At 72.5% G+C, this 24729-nt stretch carries 18 protein-coding genes; 12 read left to right on the top strand and 6 right to left on the bottom strand.

Annotated elements, in window-relative coordinates; translation table 11 throughout:
* Positions 1-328: 328 nt before the first annotated feature.
* The 7 genes from IE172_RS22840 to narI all read left to right on the top strand — a co-directional run bounded on the left by IE172_RS22840 (position 329) and on the right by narI (position 9925).
* Positions 329-1360, top strand: coding sequence for an Acg family FMN-binding oxidoreductase (locus tag IE172_RS22840; RefSeq protein ID WP_190099161.1), 1032 nt, complete (start codon positions 329-331; stop codon positions 1358-1360).
* Between the two features lie 114 nt (positions 1361-1474).
* A complete protein-coding gene (locus IE172_RS22835; RefSeq protein ID WP_190099160.1) occupies positions 1475-2725 on the top strand; it encodes an MFS transporter in 1251 nt (416 codons plus the stop codon).
* Between the two features lie 27 nt (positions 2726-2752).
* Positions 2753-2983, top strand: coding sequence for a hypothetical protein (locus IE172_RS22830; RefSeq protein ID WP_190099159.1), 231 nt, complete (start codon positions 2753-2755; stop codon positions 2981-2983).
* A gap of 130 nt (positions 2984-3113) precedes the next feature.
* Positions 3114-6797, top strand: a complete 3684-nt coding sequence (locus IE172_RS22825) for a nitrate reductase subunit alpha (RefSeq protein ID WP_190099287.1) — start codon at positions 3114-3116, stop codon at positions 6795-6797.
* Between the two features lies 1 nt (position 6798).
* Positions 6799-8496 (top strand): nitrate reductase subunit beta, encoded by a 1698-nt coding sequence (gene narH / locus IE172_RS22820; RefSeq protein WP_190099158.1) that lies wholly within the window; start codon positions 6799-6801, stop codon positions 8494-8496.
* Positions 8493-9161: a nitrate reductase molybdenum cofactor assembly chaperone gene (gene narJ, locus IE172_RS22815; protein ID WP_190099157.1), complete on the top strand. Its 669-nt coding sequence runs from the start codon at positions 8493-8495 to the stop codon at positions 9159-9161. The genes narH and narJ overlap by 4 nt, the downstream gene beginning before the upstream one ends.
* The gene (gene narI / locus IE172_RS22810) at positions 9158-9925 is read left to right on the top strand and encodes a respiratory nitrate reductase subunit gamma (protein ID WP_190099156.1); all 768 of its coding nucleotides are present in this window, start codon (positions 9158-9160) and stop codon (positions 9923-9925) included. Before narJ ends, narI begins: the two co-directional genes overlap by 4 nt.
* Positions 9926-9973: 48 nt before the next feature.
* On the opposite strand, the gene IE172_RS22805 is transcribed toward narI, so the two are convergent.
* Positions 9974-10483 carry a nucleotide triphosphate diphosphatase NUDT15 gene (locus IE172_RS22805; protein WP_190099155.1) on the bottom strand — a complete coding sequence of 170 codons (510 nt, stop codon included), beginning with the start codon at positions 10481-10483 and terminating at the stop codon, positions 9974-9976.
* 228 nt (positions 10484-10711) lie between these two features.
* Here IE172_RS22805 and IE172_RS22800 point away from each other — a divergent pair, with 228 nt between their 5' ends.
* Together IE172_RS22800 and IE172_RS22795 are read left to right on the top strand one after the other, a co-directional pair.
* Positions 10712-12229: a PTS transporter subunit EIIC gene (locus tag IE172_RS22800; protein WP_190099154.1), complete on the top strand. Its 1518-nt coding sequence runs from the start codon at positions 10712-10714 to the stop codon at positions 12227-12229.
* A gap of 192 nt (positions 12230-12421) precedes the next feature.
* On the top strand, positions 12422-13288 hold the full coding sequence (locus IE172_RS22795) for an endonuclease/exonuclease/phosphatase family protein (RefSeq protein ID WP_190099153.1): 867 nt from the start codon (positions 12422-12424) through the stop codon (positions 13286-13288).
* Between the two features lie 6 nt (positions 13289-13294).
* On the opposite strand, the gene IE172_RS22790 is transcribed toward IE172_RS22795, so the two are convergent.
* The 5 genes from IE172_RS22790 to IE172_RS22770 all read right to left on the bottom strand — a co-directional run bounded on the left by IE172_RS22790 (position 13295) and on the right by IE172_RS22770 (position 19056).
* The gene (locus IE172_RS22790; RefSeq protein ID WP_190099152.1) at positions 13295-13627 is read right to left on the bottom strand and encodes a putative quinol monooxygenase; all 333 of its coding nucleotides are present in this window, start codon (positions 13625-13627) and stop codon (positions 13295-13297) included.
* A gap of 12 nt (positions 13628-13639) precedes the next feature.
* The gene (locus IE172_RS22785; protein WP_190099151.1) at positions 13640-15190 is read right to left on the bottom strand and encodes an MFS transporter; all 1551 of its coding nucleotides are present in this window, start codon (positions 15188-15190) and stop codon (positions 13640-13642) included.
* Positions 15191-15276: 86 nt separating this feature from the next.
* Positions 15277-18006 carry a cation-translocating P-type ATPase gene (locus IE172_RS22780; protein WP_190099150.1) on the bottom strand — a complete coding sequence of 910 codons (2730 nt, stop codon included), beginning with the start codon at positions 18004-18006 and terminating at the stop codon, positions 15277-15279.
* A gap of 103 nt (positions 18007-18109) precedes the next feature.
* Positions 18110-18463: a MazG-like family protein gene (locus IE172_RS22775; RefSeq protein WP_190099149.1), complete on the bottom strand. Its 354-nt coding sequence runs from the start codon at positions 18461-18463 to the stop codon at positions 18110-18112.
* A 50-nt stretch (positions 18464-18513) separates the two neighbouring features.
* A complete protein-coding gene (locus tag IE172_RS22770) occupies positions 18514-19056 on the bottom strand; it encodes a DoxX family protein (protein ID WP_190099148.1) in 543 nt (180 codons plus the stop codon).
* A 130-nt stretch (positions 19057-19186) separates the two neighbouring features.
* Here IE172_RS22770 and IE172_RS22765 point away from each other — a divergent pair, with 130 nt between their 5' ends.
* From IE172_RS22765 to IE172_RS22755, 3 genes are all read left to right on the top strand, one after another.
* Entirely contained in the window at positions 19187-19513 is a 327-nt protein-coding gene (locus IE172_RS22765) for a nuclear transport factor 2 family protein (protein ID WP_190099147.1), read from the top strand.
* Positions 19514-19863: 350 nt separating this feature from the next.
* The gene (locus IE172_RS22760; protein ID WP_190099146.1) at positions 19864-21072 is read left to right on the top strand and encodes a S8 family peptidase; all 1209 of its coding nucleotides are present in this window, start codon (positions 19864-19866) and stop codon (positions 21070-21072) included.
* 174 nt (positions 21073-21246) lie between these two features.
* On the top strand, positions 21247-24621 hold the full coding sequence (locus tag IE172_RS22755; RefSeq protein WP_190099286.1) for a pyruvate carboxylase: 3375 nt from the start codon (positions 21247-21249) through the stop codon (positions 24619-24621).
* Positions 24622-24729: the final 108 nt, after the last annotated feature.

Raw genomic sequence — 24729 nt, 5'->3', positions numbered from 1 at the left:
GCGCGGCGGCCTCTCGGGCGGAACGGCCCCGGCCGGCCCCCCCGGGCGCCCGCGCGCCCGGCCGCCGCAGGGGCCGCACCTTCGGGACTTCCGCGGAGTGCCGTCCCGGGGTCTGGCGACACGTCCGCCGCGGACCTGCCGCAGCCCCGGACCGCCGGGCGTGCGCCCGGGGACGCCTCCCGTGCCGCGAACCGCCGGGCCGGCCCGGGCCCCTCGGCACCGGACCGGGGCCGTGTGGCCCTCGTCACATGAGAGTCGGCGGTGCAGGGTGGGGAGTGAAGGGCAGTCCTCCTCCACCCCGGAGGTTCCCGGACAGCGAGGAGCCATCATGCGGACCGACAAGATCGACGCCCTCGTGCTGGAGACGCTGCTGGCCGCGGCCGTCGCGGCACCGTCGATCCACAACACACAGCCCTGGCGCTTCGGCTTCGACCTGGGCACGCGGTCGGTCACGGTCCACGCGGACCGCAGCCGAGGCCTCGCGCTGGCCGACCCGGACGGACGCGCCCTCCACCTGTCCGCCGGCACGGCGGTGTTCAACCTGCGGGTCGCCGCCGCCCAGCTCGGCTGGCAACCCGTCCCGCACCTGCTGCCGGACCCCTACGATCCCGACCTGCTCGCCACCGTGCGGCTGACCCGCCCCGCCCCCGACGCAGGGCCGCCCGACTACCGCACGCTGTACGCGGCCGTGGCCCGGCGCCACTCCAGCCGGGTGCCGTTCACCGGCCGCACGGTGCCCGAGCCCGTCGTCACCGGCATGGCCGGTGCCGCCCGGGCCGAGGGCGCGCACCTCTACGTCCCGGACATCGTCCAGACGCGCCGCCTGCTGCGGGTGATGTCGGCGGCCGAGACGCGCAACGCCGCGGACCCGGCGCGCACCGCCGAGAGCCGTGCCTGGATCGCGCCGCCCGGATCGAGCCCGTACGGCATCCCCTTCACCACGTCCCGCCCGCTGGACGCGGCCGGGCGCGTGCCGATGCGCGACTTCACCGGACGGCCGCCCGGGCCCGGACGCCCCCGGCTGCGATTCGAACGGCACGTCCAGGTCGCTCTCCTGTGGACCGCCGGTGACCGGCCCCGCGACTGGCTGCTGGCGGGACAGGCACTCGAACGCGTCCTGCTGGTGGCCACCGCGCACGGCGTGCGGACCTCGCTGCTCCACCAGGCCATGGAATGGCCGGACCTGCGGGCGGCCATGCGGGCCCCCTCCGCCAAGTGGTGCAGTCCCCAGGTCCTGATCCGGTTCGGTTACGGACCCGATGCCAAGGAGGCTCCCACCCCGCGCGACGTGCCGCGTCCGGCCGGACGGCGGGCGGGATCCTCCCCGCAGGGGCCGCCGGGCCCCGGTGAGAGGGACTGACGGCCCCACGCGTCACTGCCCGCCGCCGACGATAGTGGTCGTGGGACGCCGGCACGCAGCCCCGGTGACCGCGGCACCGCCCGGGCGGGCCGCACGACGAACCGGGAGGACGGCATGCTCCAGCCGCAGGGCACGTCGAAGCGGGCACCGGACCCGGGCCCGGCCGTGCCGGGCCGGGCCTGGCTGATGCTCACCCTGGCCACCGTCGGTTTCGCCGTCAACTTCTGGGCCTGGGCGCTGCTCAGCCCGCTCGCCCCGCGGCTGCAGGACTCCCTGGGCCTTTCGTCGTTCCAGCAGTCGCTGCTGGTGGCGGTGCCGGTGATCGTCGGCTCACTGGGCCGCATCCCGGTCGGAGCGCTCACCGACCGCTTCGGCGGGCGGACGATGTTCCCCCTCGTGTCCGTGGCCACCGTCGTGCCCGTGCTCTACCTGGGCCTGGCAGGGCACTCCTCGTTCCCCGCCCTGCTGGCCGGCGGTTTCTTCCTGGGGATCGGCGGCACCGCCTTCGCCATCGGCGTGCCCTACGTCAGCGCCTGGTTCCCGCCCGAGCGCCGGGGCATGGCCATCGGTGTCTTCGGAGCCGGCATGGGCGGCACCGCGATCAGCGCCCTCACCACGGTGAAGCTGGTGGACGCGGGCGGCACGGCCGCACCCTTCCTCATCACGGCCGCCGTGCTCGCCGTCTACGCGGTGGTCTCGGCCCTCGTGCTGCGCGACGCCCCCGGACGCACCATGCCCACCGAACCGCTGGCCCGCCGGCTGGGCGCCACCTTCCGGCTGGGCGTCACCTGGCAGGCGTCCGCCCTGTACGCGGTGGCCTTCGGCGGCTACGTCGCCTTCTCGGTGTACCTGCCCACCTACCTGAAGACCGGATACGGCCTCACGCAGGCGGACGCGGCCAACCGCATGGCGGGATTCGTGCTGCTGGCAGTGGCCATGCGACCGGTCGGAGGCTGGCTGTCGGACCGCGTCGGTCCGGTACGCGTGCTCGCCGGCTCACTGGCCCTGGTGGTGGCGGGAGCGCTGGCGCAGTCCTTCTCCCCGCCGCTGGCACCCGTCGGCACGATCGCCTTCCTGGTGATGGCGGCGGCCCTCGGCGCGGGCAGCGGCGCCGTCTTCGCCCTGGTCGCCCTGCTCGCCCCGGCGAACAAGGTGGGGTCGGTCACCGGCGTCGTCGGCGCGGCCGGCGGGCTCGGGGGCTTCCTGCCCCCGCTGGTCATGGGCGCCCTGTACGGCGCGTACGGCTCCTACGCCCTGGGCCTGGTCCTGCTGGCCCTGGTGGCCGGCGCCGCACTGGCCTACACCCTGACCGGCGTCCGCCGCGGGGTCGAACGCCGCGTCCCGGCCACCGCCCGGGCCCGCTGACCGGCAGCGCCGAGGAGGAAACGCACCATGTGCGCGTACTGCGGGTCCCAGTCCCTCACCACGACCGACGAGCTCACCCGGGAACACGACGAGGTGCTCGGGCTGATCAGCCGCGTCAGGGACGCCCGGCGCGGCGGCGGCACCGGCCGGCCCGACCGGCTCGTCCACACCCTGGACCTGCCGCACCTGCACAAGGGTCTCGTGGCCGGAAGGGGCACGCCGATCCGCGTACCTGTCCGACCGTCAGGGGAGACGTGAGAGTGCCTGCAACGGCCGGGACCCGAGCGGAGATCCCACGGACGCGAGGCGTCCGGGAAGGAGCGGCGGAGTGAGTACCGAGGCGAGTGCGACACCGGAGAGGGCGGGCCGGGCGAAGCGGCCCCCGGGCATGGACGGCGAGGTGGCTCAGGCGCTGGTCGGCTCGCGACGCTTCTTCACCCGGGCCGAGATCTCCGGGGACCTGCGCTCGGTGCACCGCAAGGGCGGCCGCCAGGCGGACGAGTTCTACCGCGACCGCTGGTCGCACGACAAAGTGGTGCGCTCCACCCACGGGGTGAATTGCACCGGCTCCTGTTCGTGGAAGGTGTACGTCAAGGACGGCATCATCACCTGGGAGGCCCAGCAGACCGACTACCCCTCCGTGGGACCGGACCGCCCCGAGTACGAGCCGCGCGGCTGCCCCCGGGGCGCGGCCTTCTCCTGGTACACCTACTCGCCGACCCGGGTCCGCTACCCCTACGTACGCGGCGTGCTGCTGTCGATGTACCGGGAGGCCAGGGCCCGCCTCGGTGACCCGGTGGCGGCCTGGGCGGACATCGTCGAGGACCCCGAGCGCTGCCGCCGCTACAAGCAGGCCCGGGGGAAGGGCGGCCTGGTGCGCGCCACGTGGGCGGAGGCGACGGAGATGGCCGCCGCCGCCCATGTGCACACCATCAAGCGGTACGGACCGGACCGGCTGGCCGGGTTCTCCCCGATCCCCGCCATGTCGATGGTGTCCCACGCCGCCGGAGCACGCTTCTACTCCCTGCTCGGCGGGGTGATGCTCTCCTTCTACGACTGGTACGCCGACCTGCCCGTCGCCTCGCCCCAGGTGTTCGGCGACCAGACCGACGTGCCGGAGTCGGGGGACTGGTGGGACGCCGGTTACCTGATCATGTGGGGGTCCAACCTGCCGGTGACCCGCACCCCGGACGCCCACTGGATGGCCGAGGCCCGCTACCGGGGGCAGAAGGTCGTCGCGGTCTCCCCGGACTACGCGGACAACGTGAAGTTCGCCGACGAGTGGCTGCCCGCGCAGCCCGGCACGGACGGCGCACTGGCGATGGCCATGGGGCACGTGGTCCTCAGGGAGTTCTTCGTCGACCGGGAGACCCCCTACTTCCTCGACTACGTGCGGCGGTTCACGGACCTGCCCTTCCTGGTCGCGCTCGACGAGAGCGCGGACGAGCCGGGCACGTACACGCCCGGCAAGTTCCTCACCGCCTCCGACCTCGGCGGCGACCACGCACGGGCCGAGCACGCCGAGTTCCGGACCGTGCTGCTGGACGAGGCCACCGGGGCGCCCGTCGTCCCGAACGGCACCCTCGGCGACCGCTTCGGTGAGTCCGGCGCCGGGAAGTGGAACCTCGACCTGGGCGGCACCCGGCCCCTGCTGTCCGCCGAGGGCGGCGGCGAGCCGGGTGCGGTGGTGACGCTGCCGCGTTTCGACGCCCCGGACGGCCGCGCCGCACGGCTGCGGCGCGGAGTGCCGGTGCGCCGGGTGGCCGGGCGGCTGGTCACCACGGTCTACGACCTGCTGCTCGCCCAGTACGGCGTGGCCCGCGAGGGCCTGCCCGGGAACTGGCCCGCCGGCTACGACGACGCGGGCGAGCCGTACACCCCGGCCTGGCAGGCCGCGATCACCGGTGTGGACGCGGACCGGGCGGCGCGGATCGCCCGGGAGTTCGCCGCCAACGCCGAGGACTCACACGGCCGTTCGATGATCGTCATGGGGGCGGGGACCAACCACTGGTTCCACTCCGACACCATCTACCGGGCGTTCCTGACCCTGACCACCCTCACCGGCTGCCAGGGTGTCAACGGCGGCGGCTGGGCGCACTACGTCGGCCAGGAGAAGGTCCGGCCGATCACCGGCTACTCCGCGATCGCCACCGCCTCCGACTGGAACCGTCCCGCCCGGCAGATGATCCAGACCGCGTACTGGTACCTGCACAGCGACCAGTTCCGCTACGACCCGTTCTCCGCCGACACGCTCGCCGCGGCGGGTGCCGGCGGGCCCTTCGCCGGGAAGAGCACTGCGGACGTCATCGCCGCCTCGGCGCGGATGGGCTGGATGCCCTCGTACCCGACGTTCGACCGCAACCCGCTCGACCTCGCGGACGAGGCCGAACGCCACGGCCGGACACCGGCCGACCACGTGGTGGACGAACTCAAGTCAGGACGCCTGAAGTTCGCGGGCGAGGACCCGGACGCGCCGGAGAACTTCCCCCGGGTGCTCACCATCTGGCGGGCCAACTTGCTGGGTTCGTCGGCCAAGGGCAACGAGTACTTCCTCAAGCACCTGCTGGGCACCGACTCCTCGGTGCGGGCCACCGAGGCCCCGCCCGACGCCCGCCCCCGGGACGTGGTGTGGCACGACGAGGCCCCGGAGGGCAAGCTCGACCTGCTGCTCACCCTCGACTTCCGCATGACCAGCACCACCGTCTTCTCCGACATCGTGCTGCCCGCGGCGACCTGGTACGAGAAGTACGACCTGTCCAGCACGGACATGCACCCCTTCGTGCACTCCTTCAACCCGGCGATCGCTCCGCCCTGGCAGACCCGTACCGACTTCGACATCTTCCACACCCTCGCCAAGGAGTTCAGCCGCCAGGCCGGGGAGCATCTCGGAGTGCGCCAGGATGTGGTGGCCGCGCCGCTGCTGCACGACACCCCCGACGCGATGGCCACCCCGCACGGCAGGGTGCGGGACTGGAAGGCGGGGGAGTGCGAACCGGTACCGGGCCGCACCATGCCGAAGCTGATCACCGTCGAACGTGACTACGGCGCCGTCGCCGACAAGATGGCCGCCCTCGGTCCGCTGCTGGACTCCCTGGGCGCCACCACCAAGGGCGTCACCTTCAAGGTCGACCGCGAACTCGAGTACCTGCGGCAGAAGAACGGCACCGTGCGCGGCGGCGCCGCCGACGGCCGCCCCTCGATCGCCCGCGACGCACAGGCCTGCGAGGCGATCCTCGCCCTGTCGGGCACCACCAACGGCCATCTCGCCACCCAGGGCTTCCACACCCTGGAAGCCCGCACCGGCACCCGCCTCGCCGATCTGGCCGCCGAGCACGAGGGCAAGCAGATCACCTTCGCCGACACCCAGGCCGCCCCGGTTCCGGTCATCACCTCACCCGAGTGGTCCGGCTCGGAGACCGGCGGGCGGCGCTACTCACCGTTCACCGTCAACGTCGAGCGGTCCAAACCCTGGCACACCCTCACCGGCCGCCAGCACTTCTACCTCGACCACGACTGGATGACGGCGCTCGGCGAGCAACTACCGGTTTACCGCCCCCCGTTGAACATGCACGCGCTCTTCGACGAACCCCGTCTCGGCGAGACGGGCGAACTCGGCGTCACCGTGCGCTACCTGACCCCGCACAGCAAGTGGTCGATCCACTCCGAGTACCAGGACAACCTCTTCATGCTGTCCCTGTCCCGGGGCGGCCCGCACATCTGGATGAGCACCCAGGACGCGGCGAAGGTGGGGGTACGGGACAACGACTGGATCGAGGCCGTGAACCGCAACGGCGTCGTCGCGGCACGCGCCGTCGTCTCGCACCGCATGCCCGAGGGCACCGTGTACATGTACCACGCCCAGGACCGGCTCATCGACGTCCCCCGCACCGAGACCACCGGCCGGCGCGGCGGCATCCACAACTCCCTCACCCGGCTGCTGATCAAACCCAGCCATCTCATCGGCGGCTACGCCCAGTTGAGCTACGCCTTCAACTATCTCGGCCCGACCGGCAACCAACGCGACGAGGTGACCGTCATCCGCCGTCGTGCGAACCAGGAGGTGGAGTACTGAGATGCGCGTCATGGCCCAGATGGCGATGGTGATGAACCTCGACAAGTGCATCGGGTGCCACACCTGCTCGGTCACCTGCAAGCAGGCGTGGACCAACCGCACCGGCGTCGAGTACGTGTGGTTCAACAACGTGGAGACCAGGCCCGGCCAGGGATACCCGCGCCGCTACGAGGACCAGGAGAAGTGGCGAGGCGGCTGGGAGCTCAACAAGAAGGGCAGGCTCGCGCTCAAGGCGGGCGGCCGCTTCAAGAAACTGATCACCATCTTCGCCAACCCCGTACTTCCGTCCCTGGACGACTACTACGAGCCCTGGACGTACGACTACGAGACGCTGACCAACGCCCCGCTGCAGGAGCACACCCCGGTCGCCCGGCCCAAGTCCCTGATCACCGGCAAGGACATGAAGATCTCCTGGTCGGCGAACTGGGACGACGACCTCGGCGGATCCTCCGAGCACGGCGAGAAGGACGTCCTGCTCAACCAGGTCTCGGAGAAGATCAGGCTCGAGTTCGAGCAGACCTTCATGTTCTACCTGCCGCGCATCTGCGAGCACTGCCTCAACCCGTCCTGCGCGGCCTCCTGCCCCTCCGGCGCGATCTACAAGCGCGAGGAGGACGGCATCGTCCTGGTCGACCAGGACACATGCCGCGGCTGGCGGATGTGCGTCACCGGATGCCCGTACAAGAAGGTCTACTTCAACCACCGCACCGGCAAGGCCGAGAAGTGCACCTTCTGCTTCCCGCGCGTCGAGGTCGGCCTGCCCACCGTCTGCTCCGAGACGTGCGTCGGCCGGCTGCGCTACATCGGTCTCGTCCTCTACGACGCCGACAGGGTGCTGGAGGCAGCCTCCACCCCCGACGACACCGGTCTGTACGAGGCCCAGCGGCAGGTCTTCCTCGACCCGAACGACCCGCAGGTGATCGCCGAGGCGGAGAGGGCGGACATCCCCCGCGACTGGATCGACGCCGCCCAGCGCTCCCCGATCCACGCCCTGATCAACACGTACAAGGTGGCACTGCCGCTGCACCCGGAGTACCGCACCCTGCCCATGGTCTGGTACGTCCCGCCGCTGTCCCCGGTCGTGGACGCCGTCCGCGACACCGGACGCGACGCGGAGGACCACGGCAACCTCTTCGCCGCCGTCGACGCCCTGCGCATCCCCGTCGACTACCTCGCCCAGCTGTTCACCGCCGGTGACCCGGCACCCGTGGACGCGGTGCTGCGCCGCCTCGCCGCCATGCGCGCCTACATGCGCGACATCAACCTCGGCCGCGAACCGGACCCCTCCATCCCCGAGGCGGTCGGCATGGGCGAGGAGCAGATGTACGACATGTACCGGCTGCTCGCCCTCGCCAAGTACGACGAGCGTTACGTCATCCCCGCCGCCCACGCCGAACAGGCCCACAGCCTCGAGGAACTGGCCACCGAATGCAGTCTCGACTACGAGGGCGGCCCCGGTATGGGAGGCTCCGGCCCGTTCGGCGAGACGTCCGGCGGCGCGGCGCCCATCGCGGTGGAGAACTACCGCGCCCTGCGCGACCGCCAGCTCTCGGACAGCCCGGCGCCCCCGGACAAGGAGACCCGCGTCAACCTCCTCAACTGGGACGGCAAGGGCAGCCCGCGCGGCCTCTTCCCACCCGGGAACGGCGATCGCCCCCCTGCTCCGGACAGCGGGGAAGAGGCGGAACCGAAGCCATGAGGAACAGACGGACACTCCGGCCCGCGCACCGGGTCCAGCCCTGGCACACCTACGCCTGGCAGGTGCAGTCCCTGCTCCTGGGCTACCCGGACGCGGACCAGCCGGGACACCTGTCGATGGCACGGCGGGCGGCCCCCGCACTGCCCGCCGAGGTGCGCACACCCCTGCTCCGCTTCGTCGGGCAGGCCGAGGACACCGGCACCGACGCCCTGGCCGCCGCCTACGTGGCCACCTTTGACCACCGCAGACGCTGTTGCCCGTACCTCACCTACTACGCCCACGGCGACACCCGCAGACGGGGCCTGGCCCTGGTGCGGCTGAAGCAGACCTACGCCAGGGCCGGCTGGCGCCTCACCGACGACGAACTCCCCGACCACCTGGCGGTCGTCCTGGAGTTCGCCGCCACCGAACCGGCGACCGGTCTGCGCCTGCTCACCGGGCACCGGGCCGGCCTGGAACTGCTGCGTCTGGCGCTTCGCGACGACGACGCCCCCTGGGCCGCTCTGCTGGAGTCCGTCTCTGCGACCCTGCCGCCGCTCGCCGGCGACGAACGCGACGCGGTCGCCCGGCTCGCCGCCGAGGGGCCGCCCGGGGAGCAGGTGGGCCTCGACCCCTACGCACCGCTCCCGTACCCGCCCGCCCCGTCCGCCGGAGGTCCTCGATGACCGCGTCCCAGCAACAGCTCACCCTGGCGGTGGAGTCCGGCACCGGCGACATCCTGCTGTGGGTCGTGCTGCCCTACATCAGCCTCGCGGTGTTCGTCCTCGGCCACATCTGGCGCTACCGCTACGACAAGTTCGGCTGGACCACCCGCTCCTCCCAGCTCTACGAACGCCGCCTGCTGCGCCTCGGCAGCCCGCTGTTCCACTTCGGCATCCTCGTCGTGCTGCTCGGACACATCGGAGGACTGCTCGTCCCGGAGAGCTGGACCGACGCCGCGGGCATCAGCGAGCACACCTACCACGTCGTCGCCGTCGTCCTCGGCACCGTCGCGGGCGTCTGCACGCTCGGTGGCCTGGCCGTCCTGATCTACCGTCGGCGCACCGTCGGCCCGGTCTTCTCGGCCACCACCCGCAACGACAAGGCGATGTACCTCTCCCTGACCGTGACCATCGTGCTGGGCCTGGCCGCGACCGTGGCGGCGAACGTCGTCGGCGGGGGCTACAACTACCGGGAGACCATCAGCCCCTGGTTCCGCTCGATCTTCTACCTCCAGCCCGACCCGGACCTGATGTCCGGCACCCCGGTCCTCTTCCGGCTCCATGCCCTGAGCGCCCTGCTGCTCTTCGCCGCCTGGCCCTTCACCCGGCTCGTCCACATGCTCACGGCGCCCCTGGGGTACCTCACGCGCCCCTACATCGTCTACCGCAGCCGCGACAGCCGGCTCGGCTCGCGCGCACCGCACCGCGGCTGGGAGCGCATCCGCTGACAGGGAAGGGGGGGCGCGTGTCGCCCCCGGGGAGCGCGAGGTCGCCGTTCACGGCGGTGTGATCCGCGCGACGTCGCCGGCGACCCGGTAACGGCGTACGTCCGCCGCCCCGCGGGGAGTCGCCCCGGGCCACAGGCAGTCCAGGACCGATGCGGACGGGGCGAACAGCGCGGCAGGCACCTCCTCGCGCGCGAACCACTCCCAGCGCACGATCTTGTCCGGTTCGGTCGCCCGGGGTGTGCCCACCGCACCTTCGGTGACCGCCGCGGCCGTGACGCGGGTCAGCCCGGGGAGGCCGTCGACGACGACCGCCAGGATCCGCACGGCCGTCACGGGCACCGAGAGTCCCGTCTCCTCCGCCAGCTCCCGTGCGGCGGCGGTCTCGAAGTCCTCCCCGGCGTCCACCTTGCCGCCGGGAAGTTCCCACCTCCCGTCGTGGCCGAGCCCGAGCAGGACGCGCCCGGCCCGGTCGAGGACGGCCAGACCGACTCCGGTCAGACTCTGGGGCGTGGGGCGGGCGCGTTCGGGGCGCTCGGCGCCGTGCTCGTCGGTGTTCATGCCGCCATTCAAGCGGCAGTCGCCGAGGCGACGGGAACGGGGATCTCCCGGGACGCGGCGTGCACCGCCGTCCCGGACGGGTCTTGACGGCCGCGAGCGCTGAAAATATCTTTCACCTTCAGGCGGAACGATCGAAAGAAAGTTTCTGACAGGTGTCCGCCCGCCGCCCGAGGACTCCGCAGCAGCCTGACGCAAGAGCCCCACCTCACAGCAAGGCACGAGCGCACCATGAGCGACGAGAACAAGCACCACGCCACCGCCGCCGCCCTCCTTCCCCTGGTCGGAGGCGCGGACAACGTGACGTCGGTGGCCCACTGCATGACCCGGCTGAGGCTGGGACTGCGCGACCGGTCCCTGGTCCAGGACGAACGGCTCAAGGCACTGCCGGCGGTCATGGGCGTGGTGGAGGACGACACGTACCAGATCGTGCTGGGTCCGGGCGCGGTCGCCCGCGTCACCCCGGAGTTCGAGGCCCTGGTCGTGGCGGAGCGCGGCGGGTCCGCCGAGGCCGCGCCGGAGCAGGGAACCGGCGCGGTGACGGCCGAAGGGCTCGCGGTGCAGGGGGCGGCGATGAGGGCGGAACGCAAGAAGAGGAACGCCACACCGTTCAAACTGTTCCTGCGCCGCATCGCCAACATCTTCGTACCGCTGATTCCCGCGCTCATCGGCTGCGGCATCATCGCGGGCCTGAACGGCCTTCTGATCAACCTGCACTGGCTGCCCGCGACGACTCCGGCGCTGGCGGCCATCGCCTCCGGGTTCATGGCGCTGATCACCGTGTTCGTCGGCCACAACACCGCCAAGGAGTTCGGGGGCACACCCGTTCTCGGCGGCGCCGTCGCGTCGATCGTCGTCTACGCCGGGGTCGCCGACGTGGAGGCGTTCGGCCGGCACCTCTCCCCGGGCCAGGGCGGTGTGCTTGGTGCCCTGGGTGCCGCGTGGCTCGGCGTGCTCGTGGAGAAGTGGTGCCGCCGCCGGGTGCCCGAGTCCGTCGACGTCCTGGTGACGCCCACCGTCACCGTGCTCGTGGCCGGGCTGGCGACCCTCTTCGGCCTGATGTTCCTCGCGGGCGAGGTGTCCGCCTGGATCGGTGACGCCGCCGACTGGCTGCTGACCCACGGCGGCGCGGGCGCCGGATTCCTCCTCGGCGGTCTCTTCCTGCCGCTGGTCATGCTGGGTCTGCACCAGGCACTGATCCCCATTCACACGACGCTGATCGAGGGTGCGGGCTTCACCGTGCTGCTGCCGATCCTCGCGATGGCGGGCGCGGGACAGGTCGGCGCGGCGATCGCGATCCACGTGCGGCTGCCCCACAACACCTCCGTCCGCGCCACGATCAAGTCGGCGCTCTGGCCCGGCTTCCTGGGCGTCGGGGAGCCGCTCATCTACGGCGTCTCCCTGCCCCTGGGCCGCCCGTTCGTCACCGCCTGCGCCGGCGGTGCCTTCGGCGGAGCGTTCGTCGGCCTCTTCAACCAGCTGGGCACGGACGTGGGCTCCACCGCGATCGGCCCCTCGGGATGGGCGCTGTTCCCGCTCCTCGACGGCAACCACGGCCTGGGGCGGACGGTCGCCGTCTACGCCGCCGGCCTCCTGGTCGGCTACGTGGCGGGCTTCCTCGCGACCTACTTCTTCGGCTTCACGAAGACCATGCTCAGGGAACTCGACGCGGCACCCGACACTTCCGCGGCCGCGGGAGCGGCCGCACAGCCGCCCGCACCCGCGGGCCGGGTGACCGAAAGGGTCTGATGAGCGGCCCCGGGGCGGTCGCGCGGCCCACGAGCCCCTGCCGTGAACGGAGTCGGGCCCCGGGTGCCCGGGTCGTGCCGAAGCCCGGTGGCCGGGCACGCACCTGTGCTTCCATGCTGCGGGTGGCCGGACACCCGGTCGCCCAGCCCGCCCGCTCGGAACCGTCCCGCCCCGACGCGACCTGGAGAAGGCATGCCCGGATCACGACGCCCCGCCCGTGCCACCGCCGTACTCGCCACCGTGCTGCTGGCCACGGCGGCACCCGCGACAGCCGCGGCCGCCGGAGCGCCCGGCTCCCGCGCCCCCGCGGTCCCGCTGCGGGTGGCGACGTACAACATCCACGCGGGGGCGGGGCAGGACCAGGTCTTCGACCTCGACCGCACCGCGGACGCCCTGCGCGCGCTGCACGCCGACGTGATCGGCCTCCAGGAGGTCGACGTGCACTGGGGTGCCCGGAGCGACTTCGCCGACGAGGCGCGCGCACTGGCCGGGAAGCTGCGCATGCGGGTGTTCTTCGCCCCGATCTACGACCTCGATCCCGCCGGCCAGGACGGCGAACGCCGGCAGTACGGTGTCGCGGTGCTGAGCCGCCACCCGGTGCTCCACGCCGAGAACCACGAGATCACCCGGCTCTCCACCCAGTCACCCGACCCCGTGCCGGCCCCGGCTCCCGGTTTCGCCGAAGTGGTGGTCGGCGTGCGGGGCGCACGGGTGCACGTCTACTCCACGCACCTCGACCACCGGGCCGACCCCTCCGTCCGCGCCGCCCAAGTGGCGGACATGCTCGCGGTGATGTCGGCGGACCACGGCCCGAAGGTCCTCGTCGGCGACTTCAACGCCGAGCCCGGCGCACCCGAGTTGGCGCCCCTGTGGCACCGACTGCGCGACGCAGCACCGGACGCGGGCGACACCTATCCCGCGGCCGGTCCCGTCAAGCGCATCGACCTGGTCACCGTCTCGCCGGGCATCGTGGTGCGCGGCGCCCGCACCGTGGCGACGGAGGCGTCCGACCACCGGCCGGTGGTCACGGACCTGAGGGTGCCCCGGCGCGGCCGCTGAGACGGTTCACCCCTGCCCGGACACACTCATCTCGCCCAGCTCCGACCAGTCGTCCTGCGGGACCGACGCGTTCACGATCCGCGGCGTCGCGGCCAGGTGCGGCGGCAGGGCCCGCTGCGCGGCCCGGAAGTGCTCCGACCGCACATGGGCCGCGCCCGCCTCCTCGTCGCGGAACGCCTCGACCAGGACGTACTCCGTGGGGTCCTCGACGCTGCGGGACCACTCGAACCACAGGCAGCCCGGCTCCGCACGGGTCGCCGCGGTGAAGTCCGCGGCGATCCGCGGCCACTCGTCGGCGTACTCGGGACGGACGGGGAACTTGGCGGTGATGAAGATCATCGCTCTCCTTCCTCACCCCGGACCGGGCATCGCGCCACCCTGGAGGCGCTGCAGGTCGGAGGGGCGTACCTGAATGGCCAGTACGGCGATCAGCGCGGCCACCGCGGCGAAGACGGCCGCCGTGACGAACGCGGCGGAGATACCCGCGGTGAGTATCTCGTCCGCCCAGGGCGACGGCAGTTGCCCGGTGCGCCGGAACTGCAGGCGTTCGGCGGGCGAGGCCTGCCGCAGGAAGAGCGGTATCTGTTTCTCCGCCTCGTTCCCGCTCGCCGTGCCGTACATGGTGACCAGGATGGACAGGCCGAGCGAGCCCCCGACCTGCTGGGTGGCGTTGAGCAGGCCGGAGGCGGCGCCCGTCTCCCGGACGGCGACGTTCGACAGCGCCATCAGCGTCAGCGACACGAACTCCATGCCCATGCCGAGGCTGAACACCAGCATCGGGCCGAGGACACTGCCCGCGTACGTGGAGTGGACGTCGGTCAGGGTCAGCCAGGCCAGACCCGCCGCCGCGAGGAGGCCGCCCCCCACCATGAAGGGTTTGGGCCCGTACACGGGCAGGAACCGTGAGGCCAGTCCCGCGCCGACGGCGATGACCGCGCTGACCGGCAGGAAGGCGAGTCCCGCGCGCAGCGGGCTGAAGTCCAGCACGTTCTGCACGAACAGCGTCAGGAAGAAGAACATCCCGAACATCGCCGCGGCCAGACACAGCATGATGCCGTACGTGCCCGCCCGGTTGCGGTCCGCGAACATGTGCAGCGGGGTGATCGGCTGCCTCGACCTCCGCTCGACCAGCACGAACACGGCGAGGACGACGACGGCCGCCGCGAACGAGACCAGCGTGAGGGTGTCCCCCCAGCCGTCCTGGGCGGCCCGGATGAACCCGTAGACCAGCAGCACCATGCCGACGGTCGAGGTCAGCGCGCCGGTGACGTCGAAGTGGCCCGGGTGGCGCTGCGACTCCTTGATGAAGCGCGGGGTGGCGAGGGCGATGAGGAGCCCGATCGGGACGTTGACGAACAGCACCCACCGCCAGTCCAGCCACTCGACCAGGATGCCGCCGGCGAGCAGTCCGATCGCGCCGCCGCCCGCCGACACGGCGGCGAACACCCCGAAGGCCCGGTTGCGTTCCGGCCCTTCGCGGAAGGTGGTGCTGATGAGCGCGAGGGACGTGGGCGAGGCGATGGCGCCCCCGACACCCTGCAGGGCGCGGGCGGCCAGCAGTTGGCCGGGGTTCTGGGCGAGCCCGCCGAGCAGGGACGCCAGGACGAACAGCAGCACGCCGAAGACGAAGACGCGCCGTCTGCCGAGGATGTCACCGGCCCGCCCGCCGAGCAGCAACAGCCCGCCGAAGGTGAGGGTGTAGGCGTTGACCACCCAGGAGAGGCTGGTGGTCGAGAAGTCCAGGGAACGCTGGATGTCCGGCAGCGCGATGTTCACGATGGTGATGTCCAGCACCACCATCAGCTGACACGACGCGATGACCAGCAGAGCCATCGCGTTCCCGCCGCCGCTGTCACGGGAGGCGTGCTGCGGCGCGGAGGTGGGGCGGGGCCGACTGGTCATGCGGGGGCGCCCTTTCGGGAATCCACCGTTCGACCGTACGCGCGCCCGGGGACCTCCACCACTCGATCACCACGGCACCGGGCGGTTCAGGATCGCGCGCGAACCCGCAGCACGGCCTTGAGGACTTCGCCCGCCACGAGGATCGCCGAGCCCACCGCCGCGCACACCAGCCACTGGCCGGCGGTCAGGTCCGTCGTGGTGAAGAACCCGTGCACCGCGTCCACCTCGACCACCAGCGCCAGCAGCAGGATCACGGCGCCGGTGGCGACGAAGGCCGACGTGTTGGACAGCGTCTCGCGGCTGAGCACACTGCGGGTGGGGTGACGCACGTTGAGCAGGTTGAACGCCTGGAAGAACACGAACGTCACGAACGCCATGGTGCCCGCGGTGGTCGCCTCACCCAGCACCGGCTCGGGTCCCGGAGCCAGCGCCAGCACCGCGAGGGTGCCGGCCGCCATCACGGAACTCGCCAGCAGGATCCGCCTGAGCCGCTCGCGGGTCAGGATCCGCTCGCGCGCCGGGCGCGGCGAGCGGGTCATCGCGTCGTGGCTCACGGGGTCGACGCCCAGCGACATCGCGGGCGGCCCGTCCATCACGAGGTTGACGAAGAGGATCTGCAGCGCGGTGAACGGCGCGCCGCCCGCGATCCCGGTCAGCGAGGCGATCAGGAAGACGAGCACGAAGCCGAGCGCGGTCGACAGCTGGAAGCGGGTGAACTTCACGATGTTGTCGTAGATGCCCCGGCCCTCGCGGACGGCGCTGACGATCGTGGCGAAGTTGTCGTCGGTCAGGACCATCGTGGAGGCTTCCTTGGTCACCTCCGTGCCGCTGCGCCCCATGGCGACGCCGATGTCGGCCTTGCGCAGCGCCGGGGCGTCGTTCACCCCGTCGCCCGTCATGGCGACCACGTCGCCCCGCCCCTGCAGCGCCCGCACGATACGGATCTTGTGGGCGGGCGAGACCCGGGCGACGACGCCGGTGTCGTCGAGGCGGCGGGCGAGCTCGCCGTCGTCGTCGATCCGGTCGAGGTCGTCACCGGTGACGGCGCCGCCGGGGATGCCCAGCTCCCGGGCGATGGCCGCGGCCGTCACCGCGTGGTCCCCGGTGATCATCCGGACCCGGATGCCCGCGTCCCGGCACTCGGCGATGGCCTGCTTGGCCTCCGGCCGCGGCGGGTCGACGATCCCCACGAGCGCCATCAGCACGATCCGGCCGAGCAGGTCCTTGAGGTCGCCGGGCCCGTCGACGTCCTCGGGCGCGAAGTCCCGCACGCCCACGGCGAGCACGCGCATCCCCTGCTCGGCCAGCGCCGCGTTGGCCCGGTTGTACCGCTCGCGCTCCGTCTCCCCGAACGGCGTGACACCGTCGCCGGCGAGGTACCGGTCCGCGCGCCCGGCCAGGACGTCCGGAGCGCCCTTGACGAAGCAGCGCACGACGTCGCGTCCGGTGTCGTCCGTCCAGTGGTGGAACGTCGCCATGAACTTGTGGTCGGAGTCGAACGGGATCTCGCGCACCCGGGGCCGCCGCGAGCGCAGCGCGCCGACGTCGACACCGCCCTTCTCCGCCAGCACCACCAGGGCACCCTCCGTCGGGTCACCGACGACGTCGCCGTCCCTCAGTTCGGCGTCCGAGCACAGCGCCATGGCGATCAGTGCCTCGTCGACCGCGCCGGGCAGGGGCTGCCCGTCGGTCGTCCTGATCCGCCCCTCGGTCGAGTAGCCCTCGCCCGAGACCGTGAACCTGCGGTCCGCGAACCTCAGCTCCCGGGCCGTCATCTGATTGAGCGTCAGCGTGCCCGTCTTGTCGGTGCAGATCTGCGACGTGCTGCCGAGCGTCTCGACGGACGCGAGCCGTTTGACGACGGCGCCGCGCGCCGCCATCCGGCCGGTGCCCATGGCGAGGGTGAAGGCGACGACGGCGGGCAGCCCCTCCGGGATGGCGGCGACCGCGAGGGAGACGGCGCTGATGAACAGGTCACCGAAGTCCTGGCCGCGGACGAGTCCCAGAACGAAGACGACCACGATGACGGCGCCCGCGATGAGGGCGAGCGTGCGGCCGAGGGCCGCGATCTGCCGCTGCAGCGGAGTCGGTTCCGGCTCCGCCTCGTGCAGCATGTGGGCGATCCGACCGGTCTCGGTGTGCATCCCGGTCGCGGTGACCAGGAACTCGCCGCGTCCCCGGGTGACGGTCGTGTTCATGAAGACGGCCGTCGTACGGTCGCCCAGCGCGGCCCGCGCGGCCACCTCGGCGTGAGCCGACTTCGGGACGGACTGCGCCTCGCCGGTGAGTGAGGACTCCTGGATCTCCAGCGCGGTCGCCGACAGCAGCCGTCCGTCCGCCGGCACCCGGTCCCCGGCTTCCAGCACCACCACGTCCCCGGGCACGAGTCCGGCGGCGTCCAGCCGGACCAGGTGGCCGTCACGCCGTACGGCCGCCGTGGTGACGAGCATCTTCTTCAGCGCTTCCAGCGACGCCTCGGCGCGCGACTCCTGGACGAACCCGATGGTCGCGTTCAGCAGCACCACCAGGGCGATGACGGCCGGTGTCTCCCACTCCCGGGTCACCACCAGGCTGACCACGGCGGCGACCAGCAGGATCACGATCAGCAGGTCCTGGAACTGACGCAGGAAGGCGCGCCACCGCGGCTCGCGCGGTGCCTCGGCGAGCCGGTTGGCGCCGTGGCGCTCCTCGCGCCGGGCCGCCTCGGCCGAGGACAGGCCGGCGGACGGCTCCACCCCGAACCGGTTCAGGGCCTCGGCGGGAGGGAGGGCGTACCAGGGCTGGGGCTCCCCCGAGCCCGGCAGGGTTTCGACCATGGGTCCATGATCTCCCGGACGCGGCCGCCCGTGGAAGGCACCCGGGCGGAAGACACCGGGCCCGCGACGGAACCGGGCCCCGGACGGCAGCCTCGCACCCGCGCTACGTGCCGAGGGAGCGACGGGTGACGGCGTCCAGGTGCCGGGTGAAGACCTCGCGTGCGTCGGGGGTGAGCGTGCGCAGCGCCACCAGGGCCGTGACGGCCACGTCGCACAGCTCGGACCGGACGTCCTCCCACGTGTGTGTGGTGCCCTTGCGCGGGTTCTGACCGGTCGCCCCGACCACGGCCTGGGCGACCTCGCCGACCTCCTCGGAGAGTTTCAGGATGCGCAGCAGCACGGCGTCCGGGCCGTCGGCGGGACGGTGGGCGTCCAGCCAGCCGCACAGCGCGTCGATGGCCTCCCACAGGTCCTCACCGGCCGCCCGGGGCGGCGCAGGACACAGTTCATCGCTCATGGGCGAAGCCTGGCACGGACCACTGACATCGCCCGGCCGGCCGTGCCCCGCTAGGCGAACAGGGCTTCCTGCTCGCCCTCCTTGGCCTTGCGGAGCCGCCGGTTGCGCGCCCCCAGCATCACCGCCGTGCCCGCTCCGATCGCCGCGAAGGCCGCCGGGAGCATCCAGTTCCGGTTGGCCGTGTGGCCGAGGACGTGGTCCAGGGAGAGGCGGCCCGGCCCCGTCACGGCGAGACCGGCGGCCGTCAGGCCGAGCGACGCGGCGTACTCGAAGCCGCCCTCCTGGTTGAAGAACCCGTTGGGCGCGTGCACGGCGGACGCGCCCGCCATCGCGCCGGCCGCCGCGGCGCCCGCCGCCGGGGTGGCGAGCCCCAGGGCGAGCAGTGTGCCGCCGCCCGCCTCCGCGAGACCCGCCACCGTGGCGCTGGCCCTGCCGGGCGCGTAACCGATGGACTCCATGAACTGACCGGTGCCCTCGATACCGCCGCCGCCGAACCAGCCGAACAGCTTCTGCGCGCCGTGCGCCGCGAGGACGCCGCCCGTTCCCAGCCGGAGCAGCAGCAGTCCCAGATCGCGTCGGTCGTAACAGGTCACGTCGTCTCCCCTGGGAGCGGTGGCTTGGCCCGACCACCGTCGCACTCCCCCCACGGGGCGGGCGCGCCGCCGGTCGCCGTTCGGGTGACGCGGGTGGCGGGGCCCGGTGGGCGGTACGACGCTGGCAGACATGACCATTCAGATCACCCGCCTCAGCGACCCGGCCGTGCGCGCCTTCGTCGCTGCCGTCAACCACCATGACCGGGAGGCCTTCATGGCCCTCCTCGCGCCCGGCGCCACCATGGCGGACGACGGCACCGAGCGCGACCTCGCCGAGTGGACCGACCGGGAGATCTTCTCCTCCCACGGTCACCTGGACGTCGACAACGAGTCCGACGGCGGCCGGCGTCTCGTGGCCCGCTACCGCAACGACACCTACGGCGAGATGCGCACCCGCTGGAGCTTCACCGTCGACGACGACGGCCGCATCTCCCGCTTCGAGACCGGCCAGGCCTGACCGCCCGGCGGACCGGCGGGGGAGAGGGGCAGCCGTGCCCCGGCCTCCCGCCGGTCCGCCGCACCGCGGCGGTCACGACAAACGTCGTCGCGGTGAGAGGTGGGTGAGGGGATGGTCACCGTTCTCGCCCAGTCGCTCGTCGAGGGTTTCGGGCAACGCGCTCAGCTCGGCTTTTGTCCGGTGGTTGGCCCGGACTTGGGCGGACGTTGTGGAGATCGACCGTCGCACCGCCCCGGCCGCCGAACCGGCCCATTGAACTGACCGCGACAAAAAGTCAGTCTTCTCGTCAGCTTCCGCGTGACACCGCGCCGGAGGCCAGCCCCCCACACCTGACGAGGAGATCCCTCTCCATGACGCATCAGACGCGTACCGTCGCACTGAAGGTCACCGCCGCAGCGTGCGCGGTGACGGCCGCGACAGCGACAGCCCTGCTCGGGGCGTCGTCGGCGCAGGCCGTCGAACCCGCCCAGGGCACCGTGTTCGGCCTGGACGCCGAAGGAGCGGTCGCCGGCAGCTACATCGTGCTGCTCGACGAGGAGACGACGTCCGCCGGCAAGAAGGACCTGGCCGAGGAGTACGGCGGTGAGCTCAGCCGGTCCTACCGGGCGGCCCTCGACGGGTTCGCCGCGGACGGTCTGACCGAGACCGAGGCCGAACGCCTCGCCGCCGATCCGGCCGTCGGCGCGGTCGTGGCCAACCGCACGTTCCGCACCACCGCCACCCAGGACGACCCGCCGTCGTGGGGTCTGGACCGGGTCGACCAGACGGACACCGCGGGCGACAGCAGGTACACCTACCCCGACCGGGCCGGCGAGGGCGTCACCGCCTACGTCATCGACACCGGCGTACGCGTCACGCACCAGGACTTCGGGGGCCGGGCGACCCACGGCTACGACGCCGTCGACAACGACGACACCGCCGACGACGGCAACGGACACGGCACGCACGTAGCCGCCACCCTCGCCGGCTCCGCGCACGGAGTGGCGAAGAAGGCGAAGGTGGTGGCCGTCAGAGTCCTGGACGACAACGGCTCCGGTACCACCGAGCAGGTCATCGCCGGCATCGACTGGGTCACCGAGAACCACACGGGCCCCTCCGTCGCCAACATGAGCCTGGGCGGCGGCGCCGACCCCGCCCTCGACGCGGCGGTCCGGAAGGCCATCGCCTCCGGGGTCACCTTCGCGGTCGCGGCCGGCAACGAGTCCGCCGACGCGGGGCAGGGCTCACCCGCCCGGGTCCCCGAGGCCCTCACCGTCGCCTCCAGCACCAGGGACGACGCCCAGTCCGGCTTCTCCAACTACGGCGCGGCCGTGGACCTCTACGCGCCCGGCTCCGACATCACCTCCGCCTGGAACGACGGCGACGACGGGACCAGGACGATATCCGGCACCTCGATGGCCTCCCCCCACGTGGCCGGCGCGGCCGCCGTGTACCTCGCCGGGCACCCCGACGCCGGCCCCGCGGCGGTGGCGAGCGCGCTGACCGCGGGAGCCACCGCGGACAGGATCGGCGACCCCGGCTCGGGCACCCCGAACAGGCTGCTGAGGATCACGGAGTAGTGAGCCACCCGGACGGGAGCCGCTGACGCGTGTGAGGGGCCGCGGTGGGGAAACGTTCCTCTGCGGTCCCTCACACGCCTCGGTGGCCAGGTGTGAGTGGCCCGGCTCACATGGCGTACCGGACCTGCCACCGACACGATGGTCTTCGTCAACGGCAGGCTGAAGGGATCGAGAATGTTCCGCAAGGTGCTGGTCGCCAACCGCGGTGAGATCGCGATTCGGGCGTTCCGCGCGGGCTTTGAACTGGGCGCCCGAACCGTCGCCGTCTTCCCCCACGAGGACCGCAACTCGCTGCACCGCCTGAAGGCGGACGAGGCGTACGAGATCGGCGAGCAGGGGCACCCGGTGCGGGCCTACCTCTCCGTGGAGGAGATCGTCCGCGCCGCGCGACGGGCCGGGGCCGACGCCGTCTATCCGGGCTACGGCTTCCTGTCCGAGAACCCGGAACTGGCCAAGGCGTGCGAAGAGGCGGGCATCACCTTCGTCGGACCCAGCGCGGAGATCCTGGAACTGACCGGCAACAAGGCCCGTGCCGTGGCCGCCGCCCGGGAGGCGGGCGTGCCCGTCCTCGGCTCCTCGCAGCCCTCCACCGACGTCGACGAACTCGTCCGCGCCGCCGACGGCGTCGGCTTCCCCGTCTTCGTCAAGGCCGTCGCGGGCGGCGGCGGACGGGGCATGCGCCGCGTCGAGGACCCCGCCCAACTGCGGGAGGCCATCGAGGCGGCCTCCAGGGAGGCGGCGTCGGCGTTCGGCGACCCCACGGTGTTCCTGGAGAAGGCCGTCGTCGAACCCCGCCACATCGAAGTGCAGATCCTCGCCGACGCGGAGGGCGACGTCATCCACCTGTTCGAGCGGGACTGCTCGGTGCAGCGCCGCCACCAGAAGGTGATCGAACTCGCGCCCGCCCCGAACCTCGACCCGGAACTGCGCGACCGCATCTGTGCCGACGCCGTGCGCTTCGCCCGGCAGATCGGCTACCGCAACGCCGGCACCGTGGAATTCCTCCTCGACCGGGACGGCAACCACGTCTTCATCGAGATGAACCCGCGCATCCAGGTCGAACACACGGTGACCGAGGAGGTCACCGACGTCGACCTGGTCCAGTCGCAGCTGCGCATCGCCGCCGGCGAGACGCTCGCCGACCTCGGTCTCTCGCAGGACTCCGTCACCCTGCGGGGCGCCGCCCTGCAGTGCCGCATCACCACCGAGGACCCGGCCAACGGGTTCCGCCCGGACACCGGCCGGATCAGCGCCTACCGCTCGCCCGGCGGCTCCGGCATCAGGCTGGACGGCGGCACCACCCACGCCGGTACGGAGATCAGCGCCCACTTCGACTCGATGCTGGTGAAGCTGACGTGCCGGGGACGTGACTTCGAGACCGCGGTGCGCCGGGCCCGGCGCGCGGTGGCCGAGTTCCGCATCCGCGGCGTCGCCACCAACATCCCCTTCCTCCAGGCGGTCCTCGACGACCCGGACTTCCGGGCCGGACAGGTCACCACGTCCTTCATCGAGCGGCGCCCGGAACTGCTCACCGCACGCCACTCCGCCGACCGCGGCACCAAGCTGCTCACCTACCTCGCCGACGTCACGGTGAACAAGCCGCACGGCGAGCGGCCCGAGCTGATCGACCCGCTGAGCAAGCTGCCGCCGCTGCCCGCCGGCGAACCGCCGGCCGGCTCCCGGCAGCGGCTCAGGGAACTCGGTCCCGAGGGCTTCGCGGCCCGGCTGCGATCCTCCCCGTCGCTCGCCGTCACCGACACCACCTTCCGTGACGCCCACCAGTCGCTGCTCGCCACCCGGGTCCGCACCAAGGACCTGCTCGCCGTCGCCCCCGTGGTGGCGCGCACCCTGCCCGAGCTGCTCTCCCTGGAGTGCTGGGGCGGCGCCACGTACGACGTCGCCCTGCGCTTCCTCGCCGAGGACCCGTGGGAGCGCCTGGCCGCCCTGCGGGAAGCGGTGCCCAACATCTGCCTGCAGATGCTGCTGCGCGGCCGCAACACGGTGGGCTACACCCCGTACCCGACCGAGGTCACGGACGCCTTCGTGCAGGAGGCCGCGGCCACCGGCATCGACATCTTCCGGATCTTCGACGCGCTGAACGACGTCTCCCAGATGCGGCCCGCCATCGAGGCGGTGCGCGAGACGGGCACGGCCGTCGCCGAGGTGGCCCTGTGCTACACCTCCGACCTGTCCGACCCGTCCGAGCGGCTCTACACCCTCGACTACTACCTGCGCCTGGCCGAGCAGATCGTCGAGGCGGGCGCCCACGTGCTGGCCGTCAAGGACATGGCGGGCCTGCTGCGGGCGCCCGCGGCGGCGACCCTCGTGTCGGCCCTGCGCCGGGAGTTCGACCTGCCGGTACACCTGCACACCCACGACACCGCGGGCGGCCAGCTCGCCACCTACCTCGCAGCGGTCCAGGCGGGTGCCGACGCGGTCGACGGGGCGGTGGCGTCCATGGCCGGCACCACCTCGCAGCCGTCCCTGTCGGCGCTCGTCGCGGCGACCGACCACTCGGAGCGGCCCACCGGCCTGGACCTGGCGGCCGTGGGCGATCTGGAGCCCTACTGGGAGAGCGTCCGCAAGGTCTACGCCCCCTTCGAGGCCGGTCTGGCCTCACCGACCGGCCGTGTCTACCACCACGAGATCCCCGGCGGCCAGCTCTCCAACCTGCGCACCCAGGCCATCGCGCTCGGCCTCGGTGACCGTTTCGAGGACATCGAGGCCATGTACGCCGCCGCGGACCGGATGCTGGGCCGCCTGGTGAAGGTCACCCCCTCGTCGAAGGTGGTCGGTGACCTGGCCCTGCACCTGGTCGGCGCGGGCGTGTCCCCGCGGGACTTCGAGGAGGACCCGGACCGGTTCGACATCCCCGACTCCGTCATCGGTTTCCTGCGCGGCGAACTCGGCACCCCGCCCGGTGGCTGGCCGGAGCCCTTCCGCAGCAAGGCGCTGCGCGGCCGCGCCGAGCCCAAGCCCGTCCAGGAGCTGTCCGCGGAGGACCGGGAAGGGCTGGCGAAGGACCCCCGGCCCACCCTCAACCGGCTCCTCTTCCCGGGCCCCACGCGGGAGTTCGAGACGCACCGGCAGACCTTCGGCGACACCGGCGTCCTGGACAGCAAGGACTTCTTCTACGGGCTGCGCCCGGGCAAGGAGTACAGCGTCGACCTCGACCCCGGTGTCCGGCTCCTCATCGAGCTCCAGGCGGTGGGCGACGCCGACGAACGGGGCATGCGGACCGTGATGTCCACGCTGAACGGCCAGTTGCGGCCGATCCAGGTGCGGGACCGGGCGGCGGCCTCCGACGTCCCGGTCACCGAGAAGGCCGACCGGGCGAACCCCGGCCATGTCGCGGCGCCGTTCGCCGGCGTGGTGACCCTCGCGGTCGCCGAGGGCGACGAGGTGGAGGCCGGGGGCACGGTGGCCACCATCGAGGCGATGAAGATGGAAGCCTCCATCACCGCCCCGAAGTCCGGCACGGTCGCCCGGCTGGCGATCAACCGCATCCAGCAGGTGGAGGGCGGCGACCTGCTCGTCGAACTCGGCTGAGCGGCGAACCCGCCCGCTCCGCGCGGAGCACGGGGTGCGGCACCGGGCACCGCCCGCCGCACCCCCGGGACGCCGGACCCGCCGGCCGGGGCCACCCGCGCCGGCCGG

The organism is Streptomyces griseoflavus (assembly GCF_014649995.1).
In the GTDB taxonomy this organism is placed as follows: Bacteria; Actinomycetota; Actinomycetes; order Streptomycetales; family Streptomycetaceae; genus Streptomyces; species Streptomyces griseoflavus.
This window is presented reverse-complemented; position numbering and strand designations above follow the sequence as displayed.

What these genes read in the sequence shown, in the direction of transcription:
- narH (WP_190099158.1), top strand. Translation starts at nt 6,799, where the DNA reads ATGCGCGTCATGGCCCAGATGGCGATGGTGATGAACCTCGACAAGTGC.
- IE172_RS22785 (WP_190099151.1), bottom strand. Translation starts at nt 15,190, where the DNA reads ATGACCAGTCGGCCCCGCCCCACCTCCGCGCCGCAGCACGCCTCCCGT.
- IE172_RS22830 (WP_190099159.1), top strand. Translation starts at nt 2,753, where the DNA reads ATGTGCGCGTACTGCGGGTCCCAGTCCCTCACCACGACCGACGAGCTC.
- IE172_RS22835 (WP_190099160.1), top strand. Translation starts at nt 1,475, where the DNA reads ATGCTCCAGCCGCAGGGCACGTCGAAGCGGGCACCGGACCCGGGCCCG.
- IE172_RS22825 (WP_190099287.1), top strand. Translation starts at nt 3,114, where the DNA reads ATGGACGGCGAGGTGGCTCAGGCGCTGGTCGGCTCGCGACGCTTCTTC.
- IE172_RS22800 (WP_190099154.1), top strand. Translation starts at nt 10,712, where the DNA reads ATGAGCGACGAGAACAAGCACCACGCCACCGCCGCCGCCCTCCTTCCC.
- IE172_RS22795 (WP_190099153.1), top strand. Translation starts at nt 12,422, where the DNA reads ATGCCCGGATCACGACGCCCCGCCCGTGCCACCGCCGTACTCGCCACC.
- IE172_RS22840 (WP_190099161.1), top strand. Translation starts at nt 329, where the DNA reads ATGCGGACCGACAAGATCGACGCCCTCGTGCTGGAGACGCTGCTGGCC.
- IE172_RS22775 (WP_190099149.1), bottom strand. Translation starts at nt 18,463, where the DNA reads ATGAGCGATGAACTGTGTCCTGCGCCGCCCCGGGCGGCCGGTGAGGAC.
- IE172_RS22755 (WP_190099286.1), top strand. Translation starts at nt 21,247, where the DNA reads ATGTTCCGCAAGGTGCTGGTCGCCAACCGCGGTGAGATCGCGATTCGG.
- IE172_RS22760 (WP_190099146.1), top strand. Translation starts at nt 19,864, where the DNA reads ATGACGCATCAGACGCGTACCGTCGCACTGAAGGTCACCGCCGCAGCG.
- IE172_RS22805 (WP_190099155.1), bottom strand. Translation starts at nt 10,483, where the DNA reads ATGAACACCGACGAGCACGGCGCCGAGCGCCCCGAACGCGCCCGCCCC.
- IE172_RS22765 (WP_190099147.1), top strand. Translation starts at nt 19,187, where the DNA reads ATGACCATTCAGATCACCCGCCTCAGCGACCCGGCCGTGCGCGCCTTC.
- narJ (WP_190099157.1), top strand. Translation starts at nt 8,493, where the DNA reads ATGAGGAACAGACGGACACTCCGGCCCGCGCACCGGGTCCAGCCCTGG.
- IE172_RS22790 (WP_190099152.1), bottom strand. Translation starts at nt 13,627, where the DNA reads ATGATCTTCATCACCGCCAAGTTCCCCGTCCGTCCCGAGTACGCCGAC.
- narI (WP_190099156.1), top strand. Translation starts at nt 9,158, where the DNA reads ATGACCGCGTCCCAGCAACAGCTCACCCTGGCGGTGGAGTCCGGCACC.
- IE172_RS22780 (WP_190099150.1), bottom strand. Translation starts at nt 18,006, where the DNA reads ATGGTCGAAACCCTGCCGGGCTCGGGGGAGCCCCAGCCCTGGTACGCC.